This window comes from Pseudoduganella lurida (genome assembly GCF_007830455.1).
Taxonomy (GTDB): Bacteria; Pseudomonadota; Gammaproteobacteria; order Burkholderiales; family Burkholderiaceae_D; genus Rugamonas; species Rugamonas lurida.
In genome coordinates, this window is sequence record NZ_VLLB01000003.1 from 570271 (window position 1) to 590870 (window position 20600).

Genomic DNA, 20600 nt, shown 5'->3' on the forward strand with positions numbered 1-20600 from the left:
ATGCACCGATGCACCGATGCACCGATGCACCGATGACGGCCGGAAAGACTAATCGTGGTGAAGTCGTGCACGTTTTTCGGGCACGCAGTCGGGCTATCGCTAGCATTCGGGAAGCCTGTCGGCGGGCGGAAGCGTTTCGTCGTTTGGCCCGGATATTGCTTTTGCTAACGATGACTGTATCGATCACCAACGGGAGGCAGCATGCAAGCAGAAGCACTGAAGTCGTGGAAGTGGTCCAGCGACCAGATCGGTTCGACGGAGCGGGCCGATGCCTGGAGCGATACCTTGAACCGCATCTCGATGCCTGGCGCGCTGCTGCAGACGCAGCGCGAATTCCACGGCGATATCTGCAGCGTCGTGTCGCCTCTCGGCATCGAGTTCTCGCTGCTCGAAGCGTCGCCGCAGACGATTTCCGGCCGCTGCGAAAATTCCTCTGGTGCCGTGTGGCTGGCGCTGCTCCTGTCCGGCACCTATGAACTCAACGACGGCGGCCGATGTATCCCGCTGCAGTGCGGCGACATCATCTACGGGCCGGGCGGCCGCGACTCCACACTGGAAGTGACGGATGAATTCCGCCTGCTGTATGTGAATATTCCCGCGCCGCTGCTGCATCCGCGCCTGCTCAACCCCGTCACGCTGCAGCCTGGCGCGCTGCCCACGCAGGCCGGCGGCAACCGCGTGTTTGCCGCGATGCTGGCCTCGATCGCCGACAACCTGTCGGAGCTGACGGCCGTGCAGATGCGGCCCATCGAGATGTCGCTGTCCGAATTCATCATCGCCGGGCTGGCCGAGGAATCGTCGTTCCGCAGCTTCGGCAACGTGGCGCGCTCGGCGCATTTCCACCGCATCTGCCAGGCCATCGAGGCCGTGCTGGGCGATCCGGAGCTCTCGGTGCGCAGCATCGCCGAGAGCCAGAACGCCTCGTCGCGCTATGTGCAGAAGCTGTTCGAGGAAGCCGAGCTCAGTTTCGGCCAGTACGTGCGCCAGCGCCGCCTGGCTCAGTGCCGCAAGGACCTGGCCAGCGCGGCGCACCGCAACCTGTCGATCCTGGATATCTGCTTCCGCTGGGGCTTCAACGACGCGGCCCATTTCAGCCGCAGCTTCCGCGCCGAATTCGGCGTGACGCCGCGCGAATACCGCCAGAGCCAGCTGGGCCGGCGCCTGCAGTAGTCGATGGGCGAGGGAGAGGACGGCCCGCCGGGTGGCGGGCCGTCTAAGAAAAAACAGCGGAACAAACCGCGGAACAAACCGCGGGAAAAACCGCGGAAAAAACAGCGCGAAACGCAGCGCGCGCCGGGCGCGCCGCGGTGCTTACGCGACGGCGGTGATGGGAATGCTGCGCAGCGTGGCCGTTCGCTGGCCGTGTGCGGCGAGGTAGCGCTGCACCAGCCAGTGGTTGAACGACTGCTGCGCCTGTTCCTGCCAGGAGTAGCGGCCCCGCACGGCGTAGCGCGAGCGCAGGCCCACCTGCACCTGCTTGTCCACGTGCAGATCCTGGGCAACGATCTCGGAGACCGAGTTCAGCGTCATCTCCAGGCGCTTGTAGTACATCTTGTCCTTCATCGCGCCGGGCGCCATCAGCACGCCCTGGTCCATGATGTGCGTCTCGGCCGAATCGGCGCGCAGGATCATGAACAGGATCATGTCGGCATTGATCACCAGCGACAGCGTCGGTGGCAGGTTCACGAACAGCATGCGGTTGCGCTCCTCCTCCGTGAGCGCCGGGAAGATCGGGAACACGGTCTTCTGCGTGACGTTGAAGGCAGCGTCCGGGTGCGTGGTGCCGTTGAAGCGGTAGTAGCCGGCCGTGTCGTCCGGCAGGTCGTCCGGGAAGCTGGCCAGCGCGCTGGGCACGAAGTCGTGCAGCGGGCCCATATGCAGCTTGTTGGCGTGGTAGCCGTCGTTGTTATTCTCGAACATCACCTTCCAGTTCCAGTCGTAGCGCGTGCCCGGTTCGGGACGGGGGCCTTCGGCGATGTCCATCCGGTAGTTGGCCACCACCTTGTCGATCGCGGCCAGGCGCGGCGCGAGCGGCGGAGCCAGCGGATCGAAGTTCACGAAGATGAAGCCCTGCCACAGCTCGACCTGCAGCGTGGGCAGGCAGAAGTCCTTCTTGTCGAAACCTTCGGTCTTTTCCATGGCCGGCGCGCCGATCAGTTCACCGTCCAGCGAATAGGTCCAGTGGTGGTAGGGGCACAGGAAGGCGCGCGCATTGCCGGCGCCTTCGGCCACCAGCATGGCGCGATGCTGGCACACGGCGGACATGGCCTTGATCTCGTTCTTCGCATTGCGGGCGATCAGCAGCGGCTCGCCGATGATCTCGGTGCTGAAGAAGTCGCCCGGCTTGGCCACCCACGAGGCGCGGCCCACGCACAGCCATTCGTGGTTGAACACCGCTTCCTTTTCGAATTCGTAGAAGGCGGCGTCCGTATAGCACAGCGGCGGCAGCGTGTTGGCCTGCTCGACCGCCAGTGCCGACGTGTTCAGTGCATCAAAAAAAGCCTGGTCCGGGAATCCCATCATCTCTCTCCAATTTCTCCAGTAAGCGGTGTGCATCTACGGGGAGCGGCCATTGCCCTCCAATGCCGCCATGTTAGCCAGCGCGCGGGGCCGATACTTGCCGCGCCACGCACGGGAAATAGACTATTTGCCGGGTCGGCGCATGCCCGCTCCGCCCACGCCCGCACATGCAGTTTCAGCGTAGTCCTCGTGCGCCCGCCGTCAAGTAGCGCGCCGGCGCGCTGGCTATGATCGATTGCCGCAGCCGCTCCAACCTACCGAAGCCGATTCCGCCAACATGCCCACTACCCTGTCGATGCCTACCCTCCGGCCGCTCCCTCCGCTCATGCTGCAGCAGCTGGTGCTGGGCGGCGGCCTCGCGCTGTTCCACGTCGCTCACCGGCTTGCCGCCCGCCTGCTGATGATGGCGGTGGTGGCGCTGGTGGTGTTCGTGGTGCTGCGCATCCTGCCCGTCAACCCGCTGGGCATGCTGCTGCCGCCAACGGCCACCGCCGCCGACATCGCCGCGCTGACCCGCACGCTGGGCCTGGACCAGCCGTTGTGGGTGCAGTTCCTCATCTGGCTGAAGAAAGTCGTGCACGGCGATTTCGGCCTGTCGATCCAGTCCGGTCGCGAGGTGGGGCCGCTGATCTGGCAGGCGTTGCCCACCACGCTGCAGCTGGTCGGCTGCGGCCTGTTCCTGGGCATCGGCGCGGGCGTGGCCAGCGGCCTGCTGGCGTTCCGGTTTCTCGGCCGGCCGGTGGAGCGCGCGCTCGATGTCGGCGGCAGCATCGCCATCTCCGTGCCGGACTTCCTGTGGGCGATCCTGATGATCCTGGGACTGGGCATCGGCCTGCGCTGGCTGCCGTTCCTGGGGCCGATCGATGCCGGCATCACGCTGCCGCGCGTGACGGGCCTGCTGCTGGTCGATGCGGCGCTGGCCGGCGACTGGCTGGCGCTGCGCAGCGTGGCGGCGCACCTGGCGATGCCTGCGCTGGCGCTGGCGCTGGGCATCGCGCCGCCGCTGATGCGCATCCTGCGATCCAGCCTGATCGAGGTCTACAACGAGGACTACATCGTGGCGGCGCGGCTGCGCGGCGTATCCGAGAACCGCATCCTGCTGCGGCACGCGCTGCGCAACGCGGCGCTGCCGACGCTGAGCATGATCGGCATGCAGGCCGGCACCATCATCGGCGGCACGCTGCTGCTGGAGACCATCTTCAGCTTTCCCGGCATCGGCAGCCTGATGGTGACCGCCATCGGCAACCACGACCTGCCCGTGATCCAGGGACTGGCGCTGACGTATGCGGCGGCCGTGCTGGCGATGAACATGCTGACCGATGCGCTGCTGGTGCTCGTCAACCCGAGATTGCGACTGTCATGAACACGAAAACCGCTGTTGCCACGCTGCGCGCACCGATGCGCGGCCTGCCCCTGCTGTCCGAACCGCGCGCCGTGTTCGGCCTGGCCGTGCTGCTGTTGCTGGTGGTGCTGGCGCTGGGCGCGCCGATGTTCGCCCCGCACCTGCCGAACGAGCAGGACCTGGTCAACACGCTGCTGCCGCCGATGTGGGTGGAGGGCGGCCTGCGCAGCTTCCCGCTCGGCACCGATGCGCTGGGCCAGTGCATCCTGTCGCGGCTGATCCACGGGGCGCGCGTCACCGTCCTCATCGCCACGCTGGCGCCGCTGGGGGCGGCCGCGCTGGGCTGCGCGCTGGCGCTGGCCGGCGGCTACTTCGGCGGCTGGCTGGACTGGCTGATTTTGCGCGTGGTCGATGTGTGGATGTCGTTCCCCGCCATCGTGCTGGCGCTGGTGCTGATGGTCGCGCTGGAGCCCAGCCTGACGAATGTGATCGCCGCCATCGTGCTGAGCGACTGGACGCGCTTCTGCCGCATCATCCGCAGCGAAGTCGTGGTGCTGCGCCGCCGCGAGTACGTGGCGGCAGCGCGCATCGCCGGCGCGCGCCACTGGCAGGTGGTGCTGCGCGATATCGTGCCCGGCATCCTGCCCGTGCTGATCTCGCTGGTCAGCATCGAGATGGGCGTGGCCGTGGTGGCCGAGGCGATCCTGTCGTTCGCCGGCCGCTCGGTGCCGCCGGCCGTGCCGACCTGGGGCACGATGGTGGCCGACGGCCTGCAGAACGTCTTCAGCTCGCAGTGGGGGCTGATCCTGCCGGTGCTGTGCATCGTGCTGACCGTGCTGGCCACCACGCTGCTGGGCGACGGCCTGCGCCGCAGCACCGATCCGCGCCTGCTGGGCCGCACCGCCGCACGCTGACAAGGAGAACCTGATGCTGATGTCCGACCTGGCGATCGCGCCTTCCATGGCACCTTCGCTCGACCCTTCGCTCGAATCCGCGGCGGCGCCGCTGCTGCAGGCGCGCGGCCTGAGCGTGTCGCCGCGCGGCGTACTCCACGGCGCCGAGGTGCTGCGCGCGATCGACTTCACGCTGTACCCGGGCCGCACGCTGGGCCTGGTCGGCGAATCCGGTGCCGGCAAGAGCATGCTGGGACGGGTGATCGCGCGGCAGCTGCCGGATAACTTTGCGGTGAGTGGCGGCAGCCTGCTGTTCCAGGGCCGCGACCTGCTGGCGATGCCGGCCGCCGAACACCGCGCGCTGCTGGGCCCGCGCATCGCCTTCATTCCCCAGGAGCCGATGACGGCGCTGAACCCCGTGCGCACCATCGGCGACCAGTTCATCGAACACCTGCGCCGGCTCGGCGTGCCGCGCGCCGCATGCCGCGACCGCGCATTGGCCGCGCTGGACGAGGTGCGGTTGCCCGCGTCGCGCGGCGTGATGGACAAGTACGCGTTCCAGCTGTCCGGCGGCATGTGCCAGCGCGTGATGATCGCGATGGCGTTTGCCGGCGACCCGGCGCTGGTGGTGTCCGACGAGGCGACGACGGCGCTCGATGCCAGCACGCAGGCGCACGTGGTGACGCTGATCCGCGCGATGCAGGCGCGGCGCGGCACCAGCGTCATCTTCGTCACGCACGACCTGGCACTGGCAGCGCACGTCTGCGATGAACTCGCCGTGCTGTACGCGGGCGAGGTGGTCGAGAGCGGCCCGGCCGCGCAGGTGACGGCGGATGCGCGGCATCCCTACACGCGCGCACTGCAGCGGGCCAATCCGCAGCTGGCAGGACCGCGTCGCCTGCTGCAGCCGCTGCTGGGCCACATGCCGGGCATCGGCGAATTCGGCGGCCTGGCCGGCTGCCGATTCCAGCCGCGCTGCGAAGTGGCGCTGGCGGTTTGCGACGGGCAGGTGCCGGCGCTGGCCGCTGCGGGGATGGAAGGGCAGCACCAGCTGCGCTGCTGGCATGGCCCATGTCCGCCGCAGATGTCCCTGGCTGGCGATGCGGCGTTGCTGGACGATGCCCATCTCGACACGACGCCGTTGCAGAGTACCGGGCCGTTCCTGCAGGTGCAGGGGATCGGCAAGGTCTATCCGGGGCGGGGCTGGGGCGGGCGTGGCGGCGTGGCGGCCGTGCGCGACATCAGCTTCGACATCGCGCCCGGCGAATTCGTCGGCATCATCGGCGAGAGCGGCAGCGGCAAGTCGTCGCTGGGCCGGCTCGTGATGGGACTGGAGACGCCCAGCAGCGGCCGCATCCTGCTCAATGGCCAGCCGCTGGGCGGGGGCGACCGCGAGTGGGCGCGGCGCATCGCCTCCGTGCAGATGATATTCCAGGACCCGCGCGCGGCCCTGAACCCGCGCCGGCGCGTGCGCAGCCTGCTGACGCAGATGATGGAGAGCCGGCCCACGCTGGCCAGCGTACGCCAGCGCAGGGCCAGCGAACTGCTGGCGGCGATCGGCCTGGCGCCGGACCTGCTGGAGCGCTTCCCGTCGCAGATGTCCGGTGGCCAGCGCCAGCGCATCAACATCGGCCGCGCGCTGTGCGACGTGCCGCAGCTGCTGGTGGCCGACGAGATCGTGTCCGGCCTCGATGTGTCCGTGCAGGCGCAGATCCTGAACCTGCTGCTGCGCCTGCGCGCCGAGCACAAGGTCTCGCTGCTGCTCATCTCGCACGACCTCGCCGTGGTGCGCTACCTGTGCAGCCGCGTGATGGTGATGCATGGCGGCGCAGTCGTCGAAAGCGGCCCGACGGAACAGGTGCTGTCCGCGCCATCCCACCCGTACACGCGCAGCCTGCTGGCGATGGTCCCGCCCGCCGACACCAGCATCCCCTGGCCACCCGCCGCCTGATACAGCCCAGCCCGTGTCCACCTTGGGGTCTGACCCCGACATGGACACGGGCTCGGCTGCAGGCGGGGCGCCGACAACTCGGCATGCGTGGCGAGGCAAGAACGGGCAGGGTGGGGCGGCTACAGTGAAGCCATACCAACTGCGCCGATGGAGCCAACCGATGCCACTCATTTCCAACGATACCGAAGGCCGCAAGGACGTCAAGCCGCTGGCCCTGCACCGGCTGCCCGCCACGCCGGCCACCGTCCACTGGGGCTACTTCGATCCGGCCCTGGCACCGGCGATCCGCGTGAAGAGCGGTGACCTCGTGCACGCCGAAGCCGTCACCCACCACGCCGGCGATGCACCCGAGCTGATGATGGACGATGCGATCCACAAGATCTTCACGGAGATCCCCGAGTCCGACCGCACGCCGGGCGTGCACATCATGACGGGCCCGATCTGGGTCGAGGATGCCAAGCCGGGCGACATGATCGAGGTGCGCTACCTGAGCATGGTGCCGCGCTTCCGCTACGGCGCCAACCTGGCGGCCAACTGGGGCTACCTGTACAAGGAATTCAACGAGCAGGAACGCGTGACGATCTACCAGATCGATGCCGACGGCAACAACGCGCGCGCCCATTACGCCTATGACTTCCAGGGCAAGTACCTCACGCCCGGCAAGATCACCAAGTGCCCGGAATGCGACCGCCAGAAGGCGCTGGAAGGCGTGCGCATTCCCGTGCGGCCGCACCTGGGCACGGCCGGCGTGGCGCCCGACGTGAAGGGCCGCGTCAGCACCATCCCGCCCGGCCTGCATGGCGGGAACATCGACAACTGGCGCATCGGCGCGGGCGCCACGATGTACTACCCGGTGGCGGTGGACGGCGCGCTGTTCTCGATCGGCGATCCGCACATCTCGCAGGGCGATGGCGAAATCAGCGGCACGGCCATCGAAGCCTCGCTGGACGTGGTGTTCCAGGTCATCCTGCGCAAGGACTTCCACTTCCCGTCGCCGCTGCTGGAAACGGCCGACAGCTGGATCGTGCACGGCTTCGGCGACGATCTGGACCAGGCCATGCGCGCCGCCTCGCTCGACATGCTGCACCTGCTGAACGAGCACCAGGGCCTGTCGCGCAACGACAGCTACTCGCTGATGAGCGTGGCGGCCGACTTCGGCGTGACGCAGGTGGTCGACACGCGCCAGGGCGTGCACGTGCGGATCAGCCGCGGGCTGTTCCCGCCCAAGGGCGACCGCCGCTGAGCCGCACCGCCAACACCACCGGGTATCCATCGTGACCACAATGCAGCTGACCGTCGTAAAGAAAACCGAAGAAGCCGCCGACATCTTCAGCTTCGAGTTCGCCTGCCCGCTGGGCGTGGAACTGCCGTCCTTCACGGCCGGCGCGCACATCGACGTGCACGTGCGGCCCGGCCTGGTGCGCCAGTACTCGCTGTGCAACGATCCGGCGGAGCGGCACCGCTACGTGATCGCGGTGCTGTGCGACGCCCACTCGCGCGGCGGCGCGCGCACCCTGCACAGCGAGCTGCACGAGGGCGATACGGTGACCGTGGGCGAGCCGCGCAACCACTTTCCGCTGGTGCCGGCCGCTCGCTCGCTGCTGATCGGGGGCGGCATCGGCATCACCCCGCTGCTGGGCATGGCCGAATGGCTGAACCACGGCCACGGCGACTACCGCATGCACTACTGCACGCGCAGCGAGGCCAGCGCCGCGTTTGTGGGGCGCCTGCGCGAACCGGCGTTCGCCGGCCGCGTGCAGTGCCATTTCGACGATGGCCCGCCTGCGCAGCAAATGGCGCTGCCCGCGCTGCTGGCCGAACCCGATCCGGACCTGCACCTGTACGTGTGCGGCCCGGCCGGCTTCATCGACTACGTGATCGACTGCGCGCGCGACCACGGCTGGCCGGCCGCCAACATCCACCGCGAGTACTTCAGCAACCAGGACCTGGACACCAGCAACGACGGCAGCTTCGAGATCCGCATCGCCAGCAGCGGCGCGGTGCTGCCGGTGGCGGCGGACGAATCGGTCAGCAGCGTGCTGGTACGGCACGGCTTCGCGATCCCCGTCTCCTGCGAACAGGGCGTGTGCGGAACGTGCCTGACGGGCATCCTGTCGGGCGAGCCGGACCACCGCGACCTGTGCCTGAGCGACGAGGAGCGGGCCCGCAATGACCAGTTCACGCCATGCTGCTCGCGCGCGAAGGGCAAGCTGCTAGTGCTGGACCTGTAACGTGCGCGCCGCTGCCCTGCAACGCTTCCTGCCCGAGACCTTCACGCTGTGCCTCCTCGGCACGGTGCTGCTGGCCAGCCTGCTGCCCGTCGCGGGCCCGGTGGCGGACGTGTTCGGCGATGTGACCACCGGCGCCATCGCGCTGCTGTTCTTCCTGCATGGTGCCAGGCTGTCGCGCCAGGCCGTGCTGTCCGGGCTGGGTCACTGGCGCCTGCACCTGCTGGTGATGCTGTTGACGTTCGTGCTGTTTCCGCTGCTCGGCGTGCTGCTGCGGCCACTGGCGCTGCAGGTGTTCGCGCCGGACCTGGTGACGGGCCTGCTGTTCCTGTGCCTGCTGCCATCCACCGTGCAGTCGTCGATCGCGCTGACGGCCCTGGCGCGCGGCAATGTGCCGGCGGCGATCTGCAGCGCCTCGCTGTCCAACTTCCTCGGCATCTTCATCACGCCCGTGCTGGCGGGGATACTGATCCTGCATGGCGGCCCGGCCGGTGGTGTGGCCAGCAGCGCCGCCGGCATGTCGCTCGACGCGGTCTGGCGCATCGCCGCCCAGCTGCTGCTGCCGTTCCTGGCCGGGCAGTGCCTGCGGCCGCTGGTCGGCGCCTGGGTGGACCGCCACAAGAGCGTGCTCAAATATGTCGACCAGGGCTCCATCCTGCTGGTGGTGTACGGCGCGTTCAGCGAGGCCGTCGTCGACGGGCTGTGGTCGCGCCTGTCCGGTGGCACGCTGGCCGGCCTGCTGCTGGCCTGCGCCGTGCTGCTGGCCGTGGTGCTGGCCAGCGCCACGTTTGCCAGCCGGCGCCTCGGTTTCGGCACCGAGGACGAGATCGCGATCGTGTTCTGCGGCTCGAAGAAAAGCCTGGCCAGCGGCATCCCGATGGCCAAGGTGCTGTTCGCCACGGGCCCGCTGGGGATGGTGATCCTGCCGCTGATGCTGTTCCACCAGCTGCAGCTGATGGTATGCGCGACGCTCGCGGGCCGGTATGCGCGGCGCGGCGTGGCACGAGCAGCCGCGGTGGGGGAGCGGCCGTAGTGCAGCAAGCGTAGTTCAGCAGCCGTCGTTCATTCGCTGGGCGCGGCAGGATGGCAGGCTGCCGCGCGGCCCAGCAGCAGCGTGCGCTCGCGCTGGTTCTGCGTGAGTCCCGCGGCGCGGGTGAATTCGGCCCCGGCTTCTTCGCGCCGGCCCAGCCGGAACAGCAGGTCGCCGCGTACGCCGGGCAGCAGGTGGTAGTGGCGCAGCGCGGGTTCGTCGAGCAGGTCGTCGACGATCTCCAGTCCGGCGGCGGGCCCGAACGCCATCGCCACGGCCACCGCGCGGTTCAGTTCCACCACGGGCGAGGGCGCCAGCTGTGCCAGGCCGTCGTACAGCGCGGCGATGCGCTGCCAGTCCGTGTCTGCGGCGCGGTGGGCCCGCGCATGGCAGGCGGCGATGGCGGCCTGCAGGCCGTAGGGGCCGAGGGTGGCGCCCAGCTGGCCGGCACGGTCGAGGGCTGCCAGGCCGCGGCGGATCAGCAATTGGTCCCAGCGCGACCGGTCCTGGTCCAGCAGCAGCACCGGTGCGCCATCGGCATCGAGCCGGGCCCGGAAGCGCGAGGACTGGATCTCCATCAGCGCCACCAGGCCGTGTACTTCCGGCTCGCGGGGCAGCAGTTCGGCCAGGATGCGGCCGAGGCGCAGCGCCTCGTCGCTCAGCGCGGGGCGCATCCAGTCCGCGCCGGCGCTGGCCGCGTAGCCCTCGTTGTAGACCAGGTAGATCACCTGCAGCACGGAGGACAGCCGCTGCACCAGTTCGTGGCCGGCCGGGACTTCGAAGGGCACGCGCGCTTCGGCGAGCGTGCGCTTGGCCCGCACGATGCGCTGCGCCACGGTGGCCTCCGCAACGAGGAAGGCGCGGGCGATTTCCTCCGTCGTCAGGCCGCCCAGCAGGCGCAGCGTGAGGGCCACGCGGCCTTCCGTCGGCAGCACCGGATGGCAGGCGATGAAGACGAGGCGCAGCAGGTCGTCGCCGATGCGGTCGTCCAGCGCGCGCTCCAGGTCCGGTGCAGCATTGGCGAGCAAACCCTCGATCTCGTAGGTGAGCGCCGGCTCCTTCTCCTGCACCAGCTTGCGGTGACGCAGGTGATCGAGCGCGCGGTGCCTGGCGGTCGTCATCAGCCAGGCGCCGGGGTTCTCCGGCATGCCGGTTTCCGGGAACGACCGCGGCCAGGTTTCGAGCGCGGCCACCAGCGCCTCCTGCGCCATCTCCTCGGCCAGGCCGACATCGCGCAGCAGCCGCGCCAGCGCGCCGATGATCCTGGCCGACTCGATGCGCCAGACCGCTTCGACGGCGCGGTGCGCATTGCCGGTCAAGGCAATGCCACCTCGCGCAGCTCCAGCACGGTGCCCGGGCCGAAGGGAAACGGATAGCCCTGCACCCAGGCGATGGCAGCGTCGCGCGTGGCCGCCTGGATGAGCCAGAAGCCGGCGATCAGTTCCTTGATCTCCGTGAACGGCCCGTCGATGACGACCGGGCGGCCGCCATCGACGCCTTTCCGGAACCGCACCCGCGCGCCCTTCGCGGAAGGCTGCAGGCCATCGCCGGCCAGCAGCACGCCGGCCTGCGCATCGGCGGCGTTCCGCGCCATCATGCGCTCGATGGCCTCGCGCGGCGGCATCACGTCCGCCTCGAAATTGCCGTTCGAGCGCAGCAGCACCGCATACGGCGTCAGGTGCGGTGGCGATTGCGTATCGACGCCGGCGCAGCCGCCCGAGCAGCCCGTCTCGCGTACTTCCAGCTCGGCACCCCCTTCGCCATCGGCCGTCGGCCACCGCTGCGCCCAGGCGATGGCGTCCGCTTTCGAGGGCACGTCGATGATGGCGAAACCGGCCACCAGCTCGTCGACGGGGAAGGGGCCTTGCTGCGCAGTCCAGCCCCCGTCCGTCCACGTCAGCCGCGTGGCCCCCGCGGAGGACTGCAGCCAGCGTACCGATCCCACGGCCTCGCGCAGCCGGGGCGGCGGAAACGGCTGGCTCTCCAGGCTCGCGTCGGACCGTCGTATCACCATGAAATGCATCGCATCTGCTTGCAGGGGTGTTAAACCGATGCCTGCGCGCGCAGGCGTTCTTCCTGCTCGCGCAGTTCGGGCGTGAGTTCGGCGCCGAAATCCTCCGCCTCGAACACCTGGCGGATCTCGATCTCGGCGCCGTCTTCCATCGGCGCGCGCTTGAGCCATTCCACGGCTTCCTCGCGCGATTTGAGCTGCAGCAGCCAGAAGCCGGCCACCAGTTCCTTCGTTTCGGCGAACGGGCCGTCGATCACGGTCCGCTCGCGGCCGTTGTAGCGGATGCGCACGCCCTTCGACGACGGATGCAGGCCTTCGCCGGCCAGCAGCACGCCGGCATTGACGAGCTGCTCGTTGAACGCCCCCATGGCCGCCAGCTGTTCGGTGGAGGGCATCCGGCCCGCTTCGGTGGCGGCACTGGCTTTCACGATGATCATGAATCGCATGGCGGCCTCTCAGGGGGCGGTGGTTTCGGGGCAGGGCATCGCGCTCTTCGATGCCTCGATGGCGTCCTCCGGGCTCACGTCGCGCAGGTGCGTGGCGAGCGACCAGAGGTGCCCGAACGGATCGCGCACCTGGCCGTAGCGGTCGCCCCAGAACATGTCTTGCGGCGCCAGGATGGTGGTGGCGCCCGCGTCGAGGGCGCGCTGGAACGCGGCATCGACATCCTCGACATAGTGATGCAGCACCACGGGCGACGCCTTCAGGTCCTGCGGGCCGAAGCTGCCGTAGTCGGGGAATTCGTCGACGAGCATGACGGGCGAGCCACCGATGCGGAGCATCGCGTGCATCAGCTTGCCGCTGCCGTCCGGTACGGGCAGGCGTGCCTCTTCGGTGGCGTCGAACGCCTTCTTGTAGAACTCGAGGGCGTCCGCCGCGCCGCGGCAGACGAGATGGGGGATGATGGCGGGCATGCCATCGGGGATTTTCTTCACTTCGCTCATGGCCGATCTCCTGGTGGATGATGGGAACGCGAACTGCCTTCCCATCTTGGCACGACGGTGGGCGAAACGCCAGATCGACAGGCGGGTGGAAAATATTTTCTAGATGGCTTCCATCGAGATCTCGATCAGCAGGCCGCCGCCTTCGCGGTTGCTGAGCTCGAGCTGGGCGCCATGCCGCTGCAGCACGCGCTCGACGATGGCCAGGCCCAGGCCGGCGCCGTTGGCCTGGCTGCGCGACACGTCGAGGCGCGTGAACGGCTTCAGCAGCTCGGCGATCTGCTCGGCCGGCACGCCCACGCCATGGTCCTGCACGGCGATGACGACGCGCTTGGCCGTGTGCATGCCGCGCACCGTGCACTGGATGTCGATCTCGGCCATGTCGGTCCCCGGCGTCTTGCCGTAGCGGCGCGCGTTCTCGACCAGGTTGTGGATCACGCGGCGCAGGTCGGTCGTGTTGCCGCGCACTTGGGCGTCGGGTGCGATGTCCGTGTTCACCTTCACGTCCGGCAGGCGCGCCACGTCGTGCGCGACCTCGTGCAGCATGCCCGTCACGTCCACGTTGACGAAGCTGGCGGCCTCGGTCGGTTTCGCATAGTCGAGGAACTGGGCGATGATCGCGTCCATCTGGGCCAGGTCGGACTTCATGCCGTCGCGGGCATCCTGCGACAGGTCGGCCATTTCCACTTCGAGCTGCATGCGCGTGATGGGCGTGCGCAGGTCGTGCGAGATGCCGGCCAGGATCACGGCGCGGTCCGATTCCACCTGCTGCAGGTCGTCCACCATCTGGTTGAAGCTGCGGTTGGCCTGGCGGATCTCCTGCGGGCCCTTCTCGGGCAGCGGGGCGGGACGGCGGCCCTGGGCGATGGCGCGCGCGGCCGCGGTCAGGCGGCGCAGCGGTGCGTTGACGAGGCTGGAGATGGCGGCCGCGCCCAGCAGCGAGACAAGCGACACGAGCGAGGCCCAGCCCAGCCACTGCACGCCCGTCAGGCCGCGGATGCGCTCGCGCTCGAGCATCAGCCAGTACTGGTCGTCGTCGATCTTGAAGCTGACCCAGAAGCCGCGCATGCCGTTCACGCGCGCCGAGAAGCGCGTGTCGGCACCGAGCTTGGCCTTCACCAGCTTCTCGATGTCCGGCATCAGTTCGTTTTCCGGCGGCGGATCGATCTCGTCGTTTTCCTCCAGCAGGAAGACGCGGATGCCTTCGTTCGACACGAGCTCGAACAGCAGCTCGGTGCGCAGCTCGGGCACCGAGTGCGTCAGCGCGGCACGCGTGATGGTGACGACGGAGATGACCTGGGCGGCCAGCTGCTGTGCCTGCGGACCCCGCTGCACGTAGTTGTACATGCCGATCCACGACACCATCGACAGCGTGGTGAGCACGCTCAGCAGCAGGAAGGTACGCCAGAACAGCCCGCTCTTCAGGCGGGCCAGGGTGACGGGTTTGAACAGCCTCATGCGGCGAACCGCATCAGCGCGGCTGTCCCTCCGGGATGAACACATAGCCCAGGCCCCAGACGGTCTGGATGTACAGCGGGCTCGATGGGTCCGGCTCGATCAGCTTGCGCAGGCGCGAGATCTGCACGTCCAGCGAGCGGTCGAACACCTCGTATTCGCGGCCGCGCGCCAGTTCCATCAGCTTCTCGCGGGACAGCGGCTGGCGCGCATGGCGGGCGAACACTTTCAGTACCGAGAATTCGCCGGTGGTCAGCGGCACCGTGTCGCCGTTCTTCTTCAGCGTGCGCGTGCCAAGGTCCAGCACGAACTGGCCGAACTCGAAGGTCTGCGGGGTTTCCGATGGCGCGCCGGGAATCTCGTCCGGCGCACGGCGGCGCAGCACGGCGCCAATGCGGGCCACCAGCTCGCGCGGGTTGAAGGGCTTGGGCAGGTAGTCGTCCGCGCCCATCTCCAGGCCGACGATGCGGTCGACGTCCTCGCCTTTCGCCGTCAGCATGATGATGGGGGTCTGGTCGCCGGCACCGCGCAGGCGGCGGCAGATCGACAGGCCGTCCTCGCCGGGCAGCATCAGGTCCAGCACCAGCAGGTCGTAGCGCTCGCGCAGCCACAGCTTGTTCATCGCCGTGGCATTCTCCGCGGTGAAGACGTTGAAGCCCTGTTCGGTGAGGTAGCGGCGCAGCAGGTCGCGCAGGCGCACGTCGTCGTCCACCACCATGATCTTGGCCTGGTGGCCACTGGCGTTGGTGGCGTTGCTGGAGCCTGCGCTGTTGCCGGAATCTTGAGAAATAATTGTCATAAGGCTGTCGGAATTGTCAGAACCATGTCGCTATGGTAACGTCTTAATGCTTTGCGGGGCGCGCACGTCGGCAGGCATTACAAAGTGTTACAACCTTTACCCGATCCCTCTTATCGTTATAGGGAAAGGGGCATAAACTTTGGCCATCGGGTGAAGGTTACCAGACGCGAAGAGGACATGGCATGAACCATCAGAGGCAGGATCGGAACAGGGCAGGTGCGCTTCGGCGTGCGCGTGCCTGGGCCGGCGCGCTGGCCCTGGTGATCGGCGCCGTGGTAGCGGCGCCGGCAGGGGCGGGACCGAGCGACGGTCCGCAGCGGCGCGATGATCGGCGGGAGTCCCGCGATTCCCGTGATTCGCGTGACGATCGCGCACAGGAGCAATCAGGGCGCTGGGGCGGCAGCGCGGATCCGCGCTCGTTCGAGGCGCGGGCGGAAGAGCAGCGCCGCGTGCTCCAGGAAAACGCCAACAATGCCGAAATGACGCGCCGCATGAGCCGCATGACGCCGGACGAACGGGCCGACCTGCGCCGCCAGATCAACGACGCGCGGCAGGAAGTCTATTCGGTGCCGCGCCGCTGATTCGGTGGTGTGCTGGATGTTGCGACGGGCCGGTTTTCCGGCCCGTTTGCTTTGTCCAGGCTATACCGGTTCAGGTTGTTTTGTTTCAGCAACGATTTCCTCGATCGCCGTCCTGGCGATCATGTTACCCTACAAAAACTTATAAATTTAATGCATCATTGTTAGATGCAAGGCAACATGGGGAAGCACCGTGCCCGACGAGCTGGCCGACGATAACGCAGGACCGCAGGCCGCCGGCGACAGCGCCGGCGACGGCCCGCTGCCGGCGATCGTCGAGCAGTCCGGCGGGGTCTGGCTGCGTGCCGGCCTGACCCCGGCCGCGGGCCAGGCGGCGGCCGGGCAGGTGTTCCTGTCCGGCTCCTGTTTCGCGGGCCTCGATTACGCCATCTTCCTGCGCATGCTGTTCGGGGCCGGCCCCGAGCTGCCACCCGCCCTGCAGGAGGCGCCGCTGGTGCGCTTCGCCGATGCGGTGGTGCCGTTCCCGCCGGCGCGCCGCGCGCTGTACCGCATCGTCAAGGTCGTCGGCGGCGAGGCCGATTATTTCTTCGAACCCGTGTTCATCGATAACGGCGAGGGTGCGCCCGAACCGGCCACCCTGCGTTTCGACGAATTCGTGGCCGACATGTGGATCAAGGGCATCCGCTTCGGCATCGACGCCGCGGCCGTGCACGAGGCCATCGCCAGCGGCAAGCCATCGCGGCGCGTGGTGGCGCGCCGGCTCGCACCCGTGCCGGGCAATGACGCGGCCATCGTCGAAGTCTCGGCCAGCCTGCACCGCTCCAACGCGCCGCTGGAGCGCGCCGATGGCCGCTTCGACCTGCACACCTTCCAGAACCGCTTTCCGCAGGTGCCGGCACGGGTGCGCCTGCTGCGCAAGGAGCCGGCCACGCCAGGCACCAAGGGCTTCGAGCTGTCCGGCATTCCGATCCTGCCGCCACCGCCGAAGGACCTGGAGCTGACGCGGGTGGCCGGTCCCGGCACCGTCATCGAGCACCTGGACGGTCACGACTACCTGGTGTCGGCCGTGGAAGGCTTCATCAATGTCGACAGCAAGAGCCACCGCATCTCGATCGGCCCGAAGATCGTCAGCCGCGAGGGCGTCAGCGTGCGCACAACCGGTAACCTGCAGCTGGCCGGCGAGTACGAGGAATTCGGTGACGTGCAGGAGAACCGGATCGTGGAAGGCGCCGGCATCACGATCCATGGCGACGTGTACGGCAATATCGGTTCGCGGGGCGGCAGCGTGGTCCTGAAGCGCAACCTGATGGGCGGCAGCGCCGTGAATGCCGATGGCCCGATCCGCATCGGCGGGACCGCTGCGAATGCGGTGGTGCAGACGAAGCAGGGCGACGTGACGATCCGCCAGGCGCAGAACTGCGTGATCACCGGTTCGAAGGTCATGATCGGCGAGGCCACCAACTGCGAGATCATCGCCGACGACGTGGTGATCCGCATGGCCAGCGGCTGCGCCGTGGCGGCCCGCCACATCGCCATCGACAGCGCCGGCCCGCGCAAGCAGAGCGAGATGCTGCTGTTCGCGCTGGTGCCCGACACGGCGCGCTTCGATGCTGCCATCGCCGATTTCACGGCCCGTGCCGGCCACGCCGCGCGCAGCGCCGAAGCGCACAAGGCCGGCATCGATGCGATCACCAGCCGGCCGGACGTGCACGGCTACCTGGAGCTGGCGACCCGCGTGCGCAAGCGCGAGCTGACGCTGACCCCGGAACAGCTGCCGCGCTTCCAGAAGATGGCCGTGCAGGTCGGGCCGGCGCTGAAGGAAGTGGCACGGCTGTCGCTGGCCGGCAAGGAGGCGCAGGTACAGCAGGCGCACATGCTGGAGCAGGCCGAGAACGCGCGCCGGCAGCGGCATGCCATCGCCGGCACGGCGACCTGCAAGGTGCGGCTGGTGGACGGCGAGACGACCCTGCGCACGATGGTGTTCCATCCCGAAGCCGGTCCGCCGCACCAGCTGGCGCCGAAGGAAGTGCGGGCCCGCCTGCGCGGACGCTCCTGGACGCATGCACCGGTATTGCAGACTGCGCATGGTGCCGTCGACTGGACCTCCGACATCTGATCCGCACGGCAAGATATGTACGGCTGGAAAGATTGAGAACTATCAACGCCATAGCCGGGGGCGGGCTTTAGCATGGTCGAGGCGTATTCGGGTCGCTGCCCCAGCAGCGGCCGGCCCGCCCGATGAAAGGACCGCCATGCCCACCACCACCGACTCGCCGGAACCGCAAGGCGCCCCGCAAGGGGAGGCCGAAGTGCGGCAATACCTGACTTTCCGCCTCGGCGGACTCGAATATGCGCTGGACTACCGCAACGTGCAGGAGCTGCGTCCCCTGAAGGCGCTGGAGCGCTTTGCGGCCGACGGGGAAGTGATCAGCAGCGTGGCCGTCTCGCGCGGCGTGATCATGCCGATCGTCGACATGCGCATCGCCTTCGGCCCGCGTCCGCCGCAGCACGACCCGAACACGGACGTGATCATCCTGAAGCTGTCGACCTGCGTGATGGGGATGGTGACGGATGGGGTGACGGACCTGGTCAGCCTGGCCGGCCGGCAGATCAAGCCGTTCCCGAACGTGCCGGAAGAGGCGGCGCAGGGCGTCGACTACCTGCTGGGACTGGGCGAGATCGACAACCGCAAGCTGATCGTCGTCGATATCGACCGGCTGATGGCGATCCGGAAGGTGAAGGGCGGGAACCGGCAGGCGGCGTAGCTTTGCACGTTGGCCGCTTCGCTCAGGTGTCTGACATTTTTCTGGATACGGCCCAGAAAATGTCAGACACCACTGCCGGCCGCTCAGAAGCCAGTGACTCGGCCGGCGACTACGCCAGCGCCTCCAGCTGCTCCTGCAGCTCCAGCCATTCCCCTTCCAGCTTCTCCAGGTCCTTCGTGTAGAAGGCCTGGTCGGCCAGCAGCGTCTTCAGCTTCGGCTTGTTGGCCGCCTCGTAGATGGCCGGCTCCTGCAGCTGCGCATCCACCTCCGCTTTCTGGGCATTGCGCTTGGCGATCTGTTCGTCCAGGCGCTTGATCTTGTTCTCGATCGGCTTGCGCTGCGCGGCGGTGCGCTGGCGCTGCTCCGCTTCCAGGCGCTTCTGTTCCTTCTTGTCGACGGCCGGTGCGGCAGCCGCCGGCGCCACCGGCGAGGTCGATGGATACGCGGTCTTGTTGTCCTTGCCGGCGGCCGGCAGCACGTCGGTACCTTTACCCAGCTTGGTCTTGAACAGCCAGTCCTTGTAGTCGTCCAGGTCGCCGTCGAACGGCTGCAGCATGCCGTCCGCCACGATGATGAACTGGTCCGTCGTGGCGCGCAGCAGGTGGCGATCGTGCGAGACGACGACCAGCGTGCCTTCGAACTGCGCCAGCGCTTCCGTCAGCGCCTCGCGGGTTTCCAGGTCCAGGTGGTTGGTCGGTTCATCGAGCAGCAGCAAATTTGGCCGCTGCCACACGATCAGCGCCAGCGCCAGTCGCGCCTTCTCGCCACCGGAGAACGGCGCGATGGAACTGGTGACCATCGTGCCGGGGAAGTTGAAGCCGCCCAGGAAGTTGCGCAGTTCCTGCTCGCGCACCGTCGGCGCGATCTTCTGCAGGTGCCACAGGGGCGACTCGTCGTGGCGCAGCATCTCCACCTGGTGCTGGGCGAAGTAACCGATGATCAGGCCCTTGCCGATGGTGGAGGTGCCTTCCAGCGGCATCAGGTCGCCGGCGATGGTCTTGATCAGCGTGGATTTGCCGGCGCCGTTCACGCCCAGGAGGCCAATGCGCTGGCCCGTCTGCAGGCTGAAGTTGATGCCGTGGACGATCTTCTTTTCGCGGATCTCGTAGGTCACGGGATCCTCGCTGCGGTAGCCGGCATCCACGTCTTCCATCACCAGCAGCGGATTCGGCGCCGACAGCGGCTCGCGGAACTCGAACGAGAACTCGGCGGCGGCGCGCAGCGGCGCCAGCTCTTCCATCTTGGCCAGCGCCTTCATGCGGCTCTGCGCCTGCTTGGCCTTCGAGGCCTTGGCCTTGAAGCGGTCGATGAACGACTCCAGGTGGGCCTTCTTGCGCGCCTGCTTCTCGGCAGCACCCGCCATCAGGATCATCTGCGCCGCGCGCTGGCGCTCGAAGCTCGAGTAGTTGCCCGAGTAGCGCTTCAGCTTGCGGTCGTCGATGTGCACCACCACGTTGACGATCTCGTCGAGGAAATCGCGATCGTGGGAGATGATGATCAGCGTGCCGGCATAGCGCTTCAGCCAGTCTTCCAGCCAGATGATCGCGTCCAGGTCCAGGTGGTTGGTCGGTTCATCGAGCAGCAGCAGGTCGGAAGGGCACATCAGCGCCTGCGCCAGGTTCAGGCGCATGCGCCAGCCGCCCGAGAAGCTGGCGACGGGCTGCTGCATCTGGTCCAGCGAGAAGCCCAGGCCCAGCAGCAGCTGTTCGCCGCGCGACTGCACCGTGTAGGCATCCGCATCGGCCAGCGCGCTGTGCGCCTCGCCCAGTGCGATGCCGTTCTCGGTCGTGTCGGGCAGCGTTTCCAGGCGCGTCAGTTCCGCTTCCAGCCTGCGCAGGTTGACGTCGCCGTCGATCGCGTAATCGAGCGCGGCGCGTTCCAGCGGCGGCGTTTCCTGGGCCACGTAGGCCATGCGCCAGCGCGCCGGGAAGTCGATGCTGCCCTGGTCCGGGTGCAGCTCGTTGCGCAGCATGGCGAACAGGCTGGATTTGCCGGCGCCGTTCGCGCCGATCAGGCCGATCTTGTCGCCCGGGTTGAGCGTCAGGTCGACGTTTTCCAGCAGCGGCTTCACGCCGCGCATCAGGCTGACTTGTTCCAGTCGGATCATCGTTTGTTCTTCTTTTTCT

General features: G+C 68.0%; 18 protein-coding genes. 10 read left to right on the forward strand and 8 right to left on the reverse strand.

Features of this window, described 5'->3' with window-relative positions; all coding sequences use genetic code 11:
* The first annotated feature begins 201 nt into the window (after positions 1 to 201).
* On the forward strand, positions 202 to 1170 hold the full coding sequence (locus IP91_RS11995) for a helix-turn-helix domain-containing protein (RefSeq protein WP_145649183.1): 969 nt from the start codon (positions 202 to 204) through the stop codon (positions 1168 to 1170).
* A 141-nt stretch (positions 1171 to 1311) separates the two neighbouring features.
* Here IP91_RS11995 and IP91_RS12000 read toward each other — a convergent pair whose 3' ends face one another.
* Complete coding sequence (locus IP91_RS12000; protein WP_145649184.1) at positions 1312 to 2523, reverse strand: aromatic ring-hydroxylating oxygenase subunit alpha; 1212 nt, start codon at positions 2521 to 2523, stop codon at positions 1312 to 1314.
* 274 nt (positions 2524 to 2797) lie between these two features.
* Here IP91_RS12000 and IP91_RS12005 point away from each other — a divergent pair, with 274 nt between their 5' ends.
* The 6 genes from IP91_RS12005 to IP91_RS12030 all read left to right on the forward strand — a co-directional run bounded on the left by IP91_RS12005 (position 2798) and on the right by IP91_RS12030 (position 9967).
* Entirely contained in the window at positions 2798 to 3883 is a 1086-nt protein-coding gene (locus IP91_RS12005; RefSeq protein WP_145649185.1) for an ABC transporter permease, read from the forward strand.
* On the forward strand, positions 3880 to 4776 hold the full coding sequence (locus tag IP91_RS12010) for an ABC transporter permease (RefSeq protein WP_229474291.1): 897 nt from the start codon (positions 3880 to 3882) through the stop codon (positions 4774 to 4776). The genes IP91_RS12005 and IP91_RS12010 overlap by 4 nt, the downstream gene beginning before the upstream one ends.
* A 13-nt stretch (positions 4777 to 4789) precedes the next feature.
* Positions 4790 to 6706, forward strand: coding sequence for an ABC transporter ATP-binding protein (locus IP91_RS12015; RefSeq protein ID WP_229474293.1), 1917 nt, complete (start codon positions 4790 to 4792; stop codon positions 6704 to 6706).
* Positions 6707 to 6866: 160 nt separating this feature from the next.
* Positions 6867 to 7949: an acetamidase/formamidase family protein gene (locus tag IP91_RS12020; RefSeq protein ID WP_145649186.1), complete on the forward strand. Its 1083-nt coding sequence runs from the start codon at positions 6867 to 6869 to the stop codon at positions 7947 to 7949.
* A 40-nt stretch (positions 7950 to 7989) separates the two neighbouring features.
* Positions 7990 to 8937: a PDR/VanB family oxidoreductase gene (locus tag IP91_RS12025; protein ID WP_145649317.1), complete on the forward strand. Its 948-nt coding sequence runs from the start codon at positions 7990 to 7992 to the stop codon at positions 8935 to 8937.
* A 1-nt stretch (position 8938) separates the two neighbouring features.
* Entirely contained in the window at positions 8939 to 9967 is a 1029-nt protein-coding gene (locus IP91_RS12030; RefSeq protein ID WP_145649187.1) for a bile acid:sodium symporter family protein, read from the forward strand.
* Between the two features lie 29 nt (positions 9968 to 9996).
* Here IP91_RS12030 and IP91_RS12035 read toward each other — a convergent pair whose 3' ends face one another.
* The 6 genes from IP91_RS12035 to ompR all read right to left on the reverse strand — a co-directional run bounded on the left by IP91_RS12035 (position 9997) and on the right by ompR (position 15089).
* Positions 9997 to 11283, reverse strand: coding sequence for an RNA polymerase sigma factor (locus IP91_RS12035; RefSeq protein WP_199754577.1), 1287 nt, complete (start codon positions 11281 to 11283; stop codon positions 9997 to 9999).
* Positions 11280 to 11987, reverse strand: coding sequence for a YciI family protein (locus IP91_RS12040; RefSeq protein ID WP_145649188.1), 708 nt, complete (start codon positions 11985 to 11987; stop codon positions 11280 to 11282). Before IP91_RS12040 ends, IP91_RS12035 begins: the two co-directional genes overlap by 4 nt.
* Before the next feature lie 20 nt (positions 11988 to 12007).
* Positions 12008 to 12421 carry a YciI family protein gene (locus IP91_RS12045; protein WP_145649189.1) on the reverse strand — a complete coding sequence of 138 codons (414 nt, stop codon included), beginning with the start codon at positions 12419 to 12421 and terminating at the stop codon, positions 12008 to 12010.
* Between the two features lie 9 nt (positions 12422 to 12430).
* Positions 12431 to 12919, reverse strand: coding sequence for a VOC family protein (locus tag IP91_RS12050; protein ID WP_229474295.1), 489 nt, complete (start codon positions 12917 to 12919; stop codon positions 12431 to 12433).
* 99 nt (positions 12920 to 13018) lie between these two features.
* Positions 13019 to 14374 (reverse strand): sensor histidine kinase family protein, encoded by a 1356-nt coding sequence (locus tag IP91_RS12055; protein WP_229474297.1) that lies wholly within the window; start codon positions 14372 to 14374, stop codon positions 13019 to 13021.
* A gap of 13 nt (positions 14375 to 14387) precedes the next feature.
* Entirely contained in the window at positions 14388 to 15089 is a 702-nt protein-coding gene (gene ompR, locus IP91_RS12060) for an osmolarity response regulator transcription factor OmpR (RefSeq protein ID WP_229474340.1), read from the reverse strand.
* 263 nt (positions 15090 to 15352) lie between these two features.
* Between ompR and IP91_RS12065 the strand changes: the two genes are divergently transcribed.
* The 3 genes from IP91_RS12065 (at position 15353) to IP91_RS12075 (ending at position 18474) form a co-directional block, all read left to right on the forward strand.
* Positions 15353 to 15751 carry a hypothetical protein gene (locus tag IP91_RS12065; RefSeq protein WP_229474298.1) on the forward strand — a complete coding sequence of 133 codons (399 nt, stop codon included), beginning with the start codon at positions 15353 to 15355 and terminating at the stop codon, positions 15749 to 15751.
* 190 nt (positions 15752 to 15941) lie between these two features.
* Positions 15942 to 17825, forward strand: a complete 1884-nt coding sequence (locus IP91_RS12070; protein ID WP_145649192.1) for a flagellar assembly protein A — start codon at positions 15942 to 15944, stop codon at positions 17823 to 17825.
* 136 nt (positions 17826 to 17961) lie between these two features.
* Complete coding sequence (locus IP91_RS12075; RefSeq protein WP_145649193.1) at positions 17962 to 18474, forward strand: chemotaxis protein CheW; 513 nt, start codon at positions 17962 to 17964, stop codon at positions 18472 to 18474.
* A gap of 109 nt (positions 18475 to 18583) precedes the next feature.
* On the opposite strand, the gene IP91_RS12080 is transcribed toward IP91_RS12075, so the two are convergent.
* Positions 18584 to 20581, reverse strand: a complete 1998-nt coding sequence (locus IP91_RS12080) for an ATP-binding cassette domain-containing protein (protein ID WP_145649194.1) — start codon at positions 20579 to 20581, stop codon at positions 18584 to 18586.
* Between the last annotated feature and the right edge of the window lie 19 nt (positions 20582 to 20600).